5 protein-coding genes are annotated in these 6,122 nt (G+C 39.1%); 1 reads left to right on the forward strand and 4 read right to left on the reverse strand.

Annotated features, from left to right (window positions below; translation table 11 throughout):
* Nucleotides 1–18: 18 nt before the first annotated feature.
* The 4 genes from ASE55_RS13455 to ASE55_RS13470 all read right to left on the reverse strand — a co-directional run bounded on the left by ASE55_RS13455 (nt 19) and on the right by ASE55_RS13470 (nt 5,260).
* The gene (locus tag ASE55_RS13455; RefSeq protein ID WP_056220594.1) at nt 19–855 is read right to left on the reverse strand and encodes a serine aminopeptidase domain-containing protein; all 837 of its coding nucleotides are present in this window, start codon (nt 853–855) and stop codon (nt 19–21) included.
* 89 nt (nt 856–944) lie between these two features.
* A complete protein-coding gene (locus ASE55_RS13460; RefSeq protein WP_056220598.1) occupies nt 945–1,835 on the reverse strand; it encodes a ribokinase in 891 nt (296 codons plus the stop codon).
* 76 nt (nt 1,836–1,911) lie between these two features.
* Complete coding sequence (locus tag ASE55_RS13465) at nt 1,912–2,547, reverse strand: DUF4241 domain-containing protein (protein WP_056220601.1); 636 nt, start codon at nt 2,545–2,547, stop codon at nt 1,912–1,914.
* A gap of 97 nt (nt 2,548–2,644) precedes the next feature.
* Nucleotides 2,645–5,260 carry a valine--tRNA ligase gene (locus tag ASE55_RS13470; protein WP_056220604.1) on the reverse strand — a complete coding sequence of 872 codons (2,616 nt, stop codon included), beginning with the start codon at nt 5,258–5,260 and terminating at the stop codon, nt 2,645–2,647.
* A gap of 128 nt (nt 5,261–5,388) precedes the next feature.
* Between ASE55_RS13470 and ASE55_RS13475 the strand changes: the two genes are divergently transcribed.
* Nucleotides 5,389–5,856: a DUF1573 domain-containing protein gene (locus tag ASE55_RS13475; RefSeq protein WP_056220611.1), complete on the forward strand. Its 468-nt coding sequence runs from the start codon at nt 5,389–5,391 to the stop codon at nt 5,854–5,856.
* Nucleotides 5,857–6,122 lie beyond the last annotated feature (266 nt).

Below are 6,122 nucleotides of genomic sequence, written 5' to 3' on the forward strand. Positions count from 1 at the left end.
TCAGTTTAATTTAATAATTCAATTTAATTCATTTAAAATAATGTCCCAGAGCTTCCTGTTATAGCTTCTGAAAAAATTAATGTGCCCGATTTCCCCTTTCTCCGATTCGGAGGCCTTAATCAGCCTGTACCTGGGCTTAAGATAAGGATAGGTATCATCCAACAGGCTTCTAACGCCTTTTTCAGTGAGCCAGGCATCATCTTCTGCACGGATAACAAAAACTTCCCGGTTTAAATTTTTAGAATAATCACCGGTTTTCTCCAACAAGGCACCGGTTGATTTTTTGTTTAAAATTAAGGTTCTCCAGTCATATGCACAATTTTTCGGCAGACTTTCTCCCAACCCGAACCAGTGTGCCGGAAAATATCCAAGGCACGCCGTGGTTAAAGGCTGTACAATCCCAAAACCCAGGCAGGCTTCAATTTTTGTTTTAAATTTTAAATTTCCTGTAAAAGCATTCTGCGTCCCTACAAAAATAAACTTCTCAAATATTCCAGAGTCCTGATTCATCCCGATAATCAACGCTCCGATGGAATGCCCCAGGCAATACTTCAGGTACTCTCTAAAATGAACTTTGATATAATCTGTCAACGCTTTATAGTCTTCGGAACCCCAGCTTCTCATGGATGCCTTAAAACCTTTAAGATTTCCGGGTTTTGAGAGCCCGATGCCGCAATAATCATAGGTAATCACAGTAAATCCTTTCTCGGAAAAAAAACGGGCGAATGAGAAATAAACCTGCTGTTTTACCCCTGTGGCGGAATTGATAAGCAGGAGCCGGCCGTTGCTTTTTTCAGGATGAAAGATGTGGGCCGTAACCGGAAAATGAGATGAAGCAAGTATGAGTTTTTCCATAAATAAAAAAGAAAAAATTCCACTGTAAAAGTGGAATTTTAAACTGTATTTTAAGTTATTTTTTTAATCTTTCGATATGCGGAAAATAATTAAAGAAAGTCTGATACCCTCGGAAGACCGGTCTGGGAACCTTTCTTACCGGATACCTTTGCTGAAACTTCGTTCCCGAATTTCACACATTCCTCAATATCATTGCCGTGGCACAGCGCAATAGAAAACCCTGAAGTAAAAGCGTCACCCATCCCCATGGTATAGGCATTTTTGTCATTGTAACTGCTGCTGCAGTATTTCATTTCCGTACCGTCAAAATAAACGGTGGAATTGATATCATCCCTTACGAAAACCTTGTTGAAATATTTTTTAAGGATCACTTCTCTCTGGTCTTCACCGAACACAATATGCAGTTCATTGCTTTTTACCACGATAAAATCAACGCTTTCAAGAACTTCATTGCCTAATTTCTGTGCCGGGGAAGCATACAAGCCTACTTTTTTGCCGTATTTCTTAGCCTTTCTGACGGTATATTCAATCACTTTCATGGAAACCTCAAGCTGAAGAAGGACAAGGTCTGCGGTATGAAAATATTTGTCTGCCGCTTCTACATGCTCGATGCTCAGGTAGTTATTGGCTGCGGGCACCACAACAATTGCGGCACTTCCGTCTGACGTGGTAACGTACGCTGTTCCTGTTGCTTCTCTGTCGGTTTCAAAAACAAAGCCGACATTCACATTCTCGCCCACCATATTCCTCATAATCTGCTGGCCGAGCGGATCCATCCCTACACAGCCGATGAAATACACGCTGGCGCCTAATCTGGCTGTTCCTATGGCCTGATTAGCTCCTTTCCCTCCAAAATAGCTTTCTGAATTATGGGCAATAACCGTTTCATTTACGCACGGGACTCTTTCTGTTTCTAAAACAAGGTCAATCGACGAGCTTCCTACAACGATGATTTTTGGCTGTTCTGATGAGAAATTCATTGGTTTATATTATTTTGTGTTGACAAGTAACAAATGTACAAGGTGGAAATCAGGTTTACAAGACAATTAATATTAATTAACTGATTTCAATAAATTCCGTAACGATCTTTACCGGCTCCCGGTTTTTATCATACGCAATATAACTTGCATAAAAACCTTCGCCATACCCTGTTTCAAAGGCAAAAATGGTTCCAGGATGGTTGTCTGAAGGCTTTAAAAATGCATACTGGTCAATAGCTCCGTTTTCATCAAAGAAGTGTTCATGGAAAAACTCTTCATAAATCCCCATAAAATCTACCCCTTTGCTGTGATAGAGCTTCTGTTCCAGTTCATTCAGGACATTTTGTGTATCGGCATCCATGAAGCATCCCATTCCGCTTTCTACAGGATATCCGAAAACCTCGCCTTCTGCAAGGTCTTTTACAAGCTGTCCTTCGGTAGTAGCCAGCTGCCATTCTGAAATCTCAGAGCTGCTGAAAACAATTTCGGCATAGGCTACACAGTTGCTTTCTCTTTCCTTGTGCAGTAAAACGGCAAAATCACCTTTCGGAAATACGGTGGTAAACGGCTGCATATCATTGGTAATAACCGGATCACAGGCCACCAGCTTACCACTGGGAAGATATATCTTCCCGACCTCGAAGCTTTCCAATAAAGGGCTTTCCACGAAGTCTTTTGAAAATAATTTCTGTATGTTTTGTATGTGTGTCATTTATTTATATTCATTTCGATACCGGCACAGAGAGTATTATTCATTATATTCTCTAAGTCCGGCATCCAATAAACTGTCCAAAATTACTCCGGATCTGTTATAAACTTTTCAGTTTTTCTTCCAGAATGGCAATTTTGTCCTGGGCATCTTTCTGTTTTCTGCGCTCCACTTCTACGATTTCAGGTTTTGCATTGGCAACAAACTTTTCATTGGAAAGCTTTTTATCTACGGAAACCAGGAACCCTTTCAGATATTTTAACTCCTCTTCTGTTTTGATTTTTTCTTCTCCTAAATCTAAGTTTTCACTTAATGGAATTGAAACTTCTGTTGACCCGACCAAAAATGTAAAGCTCAGCTTGTCTGTTTTTGTCCCGAAATGGATTTCTGAAACGTTGGCCAGTTTTTTAATCACGGCTTCATTGGCAAATCCTGAAGCATTGGTGAAAATTTCAGCAGCTTCTTTCGGGGAAATTCCTTTGGTCTGGCGGTAATTTCTTACCCCTGAAATCACCTCTGTTGCCGTTTCAAAGTTCTTAATGATATCTTCATTAAATGCTTCTGCCTTCTTTTGCTGAGCAATAACCAGAGCTTCATCGGTTTTTCTTTCCGAAATCAACTGCCAGATTTCTTCTGACTGGAACGGTAAAAACGGATGAACCAACTTCATTAATTCTTCAAAAAGCGCAACGGTTTTATGGTAAACTTCTTTAGAAATGCCTTCACCATAATTCGGCTTGATGGCTTCAAGGTAATAACCGCAGAAATCATCCCAGATTAATTTATAGATCAAATGCAAAGCATCAGAAATCCTGAACTTTGCAAACTGATCATCAATATCAATGATTGTCTTGTTTAATTTATTTTCAAACCATTCAATGGCCTGATTTTCTGCTGAATTTGCAGGTTTGTCTTCATGGCTCCACATGTTGATCAACCGGAATGCACTCCAGATTTTCGACATGAAATTTCTTCCCTGAAGCATTAAGTCTTCATCAAAAAGAAGGTCGTTTCCGGCTGCAGAACTCAATAGAATCCCTACACGAACGCCATCAGCACCATATTTGTCCATCAATTCCAGCGGATCGGGGGAATTTCCTAAAGATTTTGACATCTTTCTTCTCTGACTGTCCCTTACAATCCCTGTAAAATAAACATTTTTGAACGGAACTTCTTTTCGGTATTCCAATCCTGCCGTGATCATTCTGGCCACCCAGAAGAAGATAATATCCGGACCGGTTACCAGGTCAGAGGTCGGGTAATAATAATTGATATCTTTATTTTCAGGATCGTTCAGCCCGTCAAATACAGACATTGGCCATAACCATGATGAGAACCAGGTATCAAGAGCGTCTTCGTCCTGCTTTAAATTTGATGTTTCGAGGTATGGATTACCCGTTTTTTCTTTTGCTAAAGCTAAAGCATCTTCTATATTTTCTGCGACTACGAAATCATTTTCCCCGTCTCCGTAATAGAATGCAGGAATCTGCTGCCCCCACCAAAGCTGGCGGGAGATATTCCAGTCGCGGATGTTATCCATCCAGTGCCTGTAGGTGTTTTTAAACTTTTCAGGATAAAACTTCACCTCATCATCCATTACAACATCCAGAGCAGGCTTTGCAATTTCAGACATTTTCAGGAACCACTGAACGGAAACTTTAGGTTCGATTACAGCACCTGTTCTTTCTGAAGTCCCGACTTTATTTACATAGTCTTCCGCTTTCAGCAAAAGATCTTTTTCCTGTAATTCTTTTGCGATCTGCTTTCTTACCTCAAATCTGTTTTTTCCTGCGTAATGCTGGCCGTAATCATTTAAATTTCCGTCATCATCCAGAGAATCAATCATCTGAAGATTATGCTTCTGCCCGATTTCATAGTCATTAACGTCGTGAGCCGGTGTAATTTTCAATGCACCCGTTCCGAATTCGATATCTACATATTCATCTTCAATAATCGGAACGACTTTGTTTACGATCGGTACAATTACGTTTTTACCCTTCAGATGAGCATATCTTTCATCATTGGGATTGATACAAACGGCAGTATCCCCGAAAATGGTTTCAGGACGTGTAGTAGCCACCGAAAGGAATTCTTCCGTCCCTTCGATTTTATATTTTAGGAAATATAATTTTCCGTTTTGTTCTTTAAAGATTACTTCTTCGTCAGAAATATTGGTTTTCGCTTCAGGATCCCAGTTTACCATTCGGTATCCACGATAAATCAAACCTTTATTGTAAAGATCGACAAAACTTTTAATTACCTGCTGAGAAAGGGATTCTTCCATGGTGAAACGGGTTCTGTTCCAGTCACATGAACATCCTAATTTCTTTAATTGCTCAAGGATGGTTCCGCCGTATTTGTCCGTCCATTCCCAGGCATGCTTTAAAAATTCTTCGCGGGTTATATCAGATTTATTGATTCCTTCAGACTTCAGTTTGGCAACAACCTTCGCTTCTGTAGCAATGGAAGCGTGATCTGTACCCGGAACCCAGCAGGCATTGAAGCCCTGCATCCTTGCACGGCGGACCAGAACATCCTGAATGGTATTGTTCAGCATGTGCCCCATGTGCAAAATCCCTGTAACATTGGGAGGAGGAATGACAACAGTGTAAGGCGGCTTTTCATTTGGTTCTGAATGGAAGTATTTGTTTTCCAACCAGTAATTGTACCATTTCTGTTCCGTTTCCTGTGGATTGTACTTTTCTGAAATCTGCATAAATTCTAATACTTTACTTTACAATTTGCAAAAATAGTCTAAAGAAAAAAAATTTTGAGTATGAATTAAAATAATTTTTAACTTTGTTTCTCAAAATTTATCTAACAATGTATTTAATATTCGAGAATATGAAAAAATTAATTGCAGGAATTGCATTATTCGGAACATTTGCATTAGCATCTGCACAAACCATCACGTTTGACAAGACCACTTATGATTACGGTACTATCAAACCAAGTTCAGACGGTACAAGATTTTTCACGGTAACCAATACCGGTGACAAGCCTTTGGTACTTTCTAATGTTAAAGCATCTTGCGGATGTACAACGCCTGAATTTAAGACAGACCCTATCATGCCTGGAAAATCTGCTCAAATTAAAGTAGGATACAATACGGCGATTAACGGTGGGTTCAACAAAATGATTGAGGTATTTTCTAACGACCCTGCAAACAGCAGAAGCGTAATCTACATCAAAGGAAATGTAGACGCGAATGCTCCTGATCCAAAGCCATTGACTCCTGCAGAGCTGAAAGCAAAAGCAAAAGCTGACAAAAAAGCAGCAAAGCAGGCTAAAAAAGTAGCTGTTGTAAAATAATCTCTACTTAAAAAATAAAGAAACCGTCTCCATCGAGGCGGTTTTTTTATGCGCAAAATTTTATGTAATTAAAAATTCTTAATAAACATTGGTTTTTATATAATTCTTTACAATGGGATAATTAAACACCTGTAAATATAATATTATTATTCTTTCATCCTATTTGTCAGCAGTCATCTATATATCTTGGAACTAAAACATTACATTTTTATTATTTGCACTTAATCAATTAATATAGATTTATTTAGAATAGGTTTAAATTATTC

It is taken from the genome of Chryseobacterium sp. Leaf201 (assembly GCF_001421435.1).
Lineage (GTDB): Bacteria > Bacteroidota > Bacteroidia > Flavobacteriales > Weeksellaceae > Chryseobacterium.

Bases quoted from the DNA above. Each gene is read 5' to 3' on its own strand.
- ASE55_RS13460 (WP_056220598.1), bottom strand. From the start codon at position 1,835: ATGAATTTCTCATCAGAACAGCCAAAAATCATCGTTGTAGGAAGCTCG.
- ASE55_RS13475 (WP_056220611.1), top strand. From the start codon at position 5,389: ATGAAAAAATTAATTGCAGGAATTGCATTATTCGGAACATTTGCATTA.
- ASE55_RS13455 (WP_056220594.1), bottom strand. From the start codon at position 855: ATGGAAAAACTCATACTTGCTTCATCTCATTTTCCGGTTACGGCCCAC.
- ASE55_RS13470 (WP_056220604.1), bottom strand. From the start codon at position 5,260: ATGCAGATTTCAGAAAAGTACAATCCACAGGAAACGGAACAGAAATGG.
- ASE55_RS13465 (WP_056220601.1), bottom strand. From the start codon at position 2,547: ATGACACACATACAAAACATACAGAAATTATTTTCAAAAGACTTCGTG.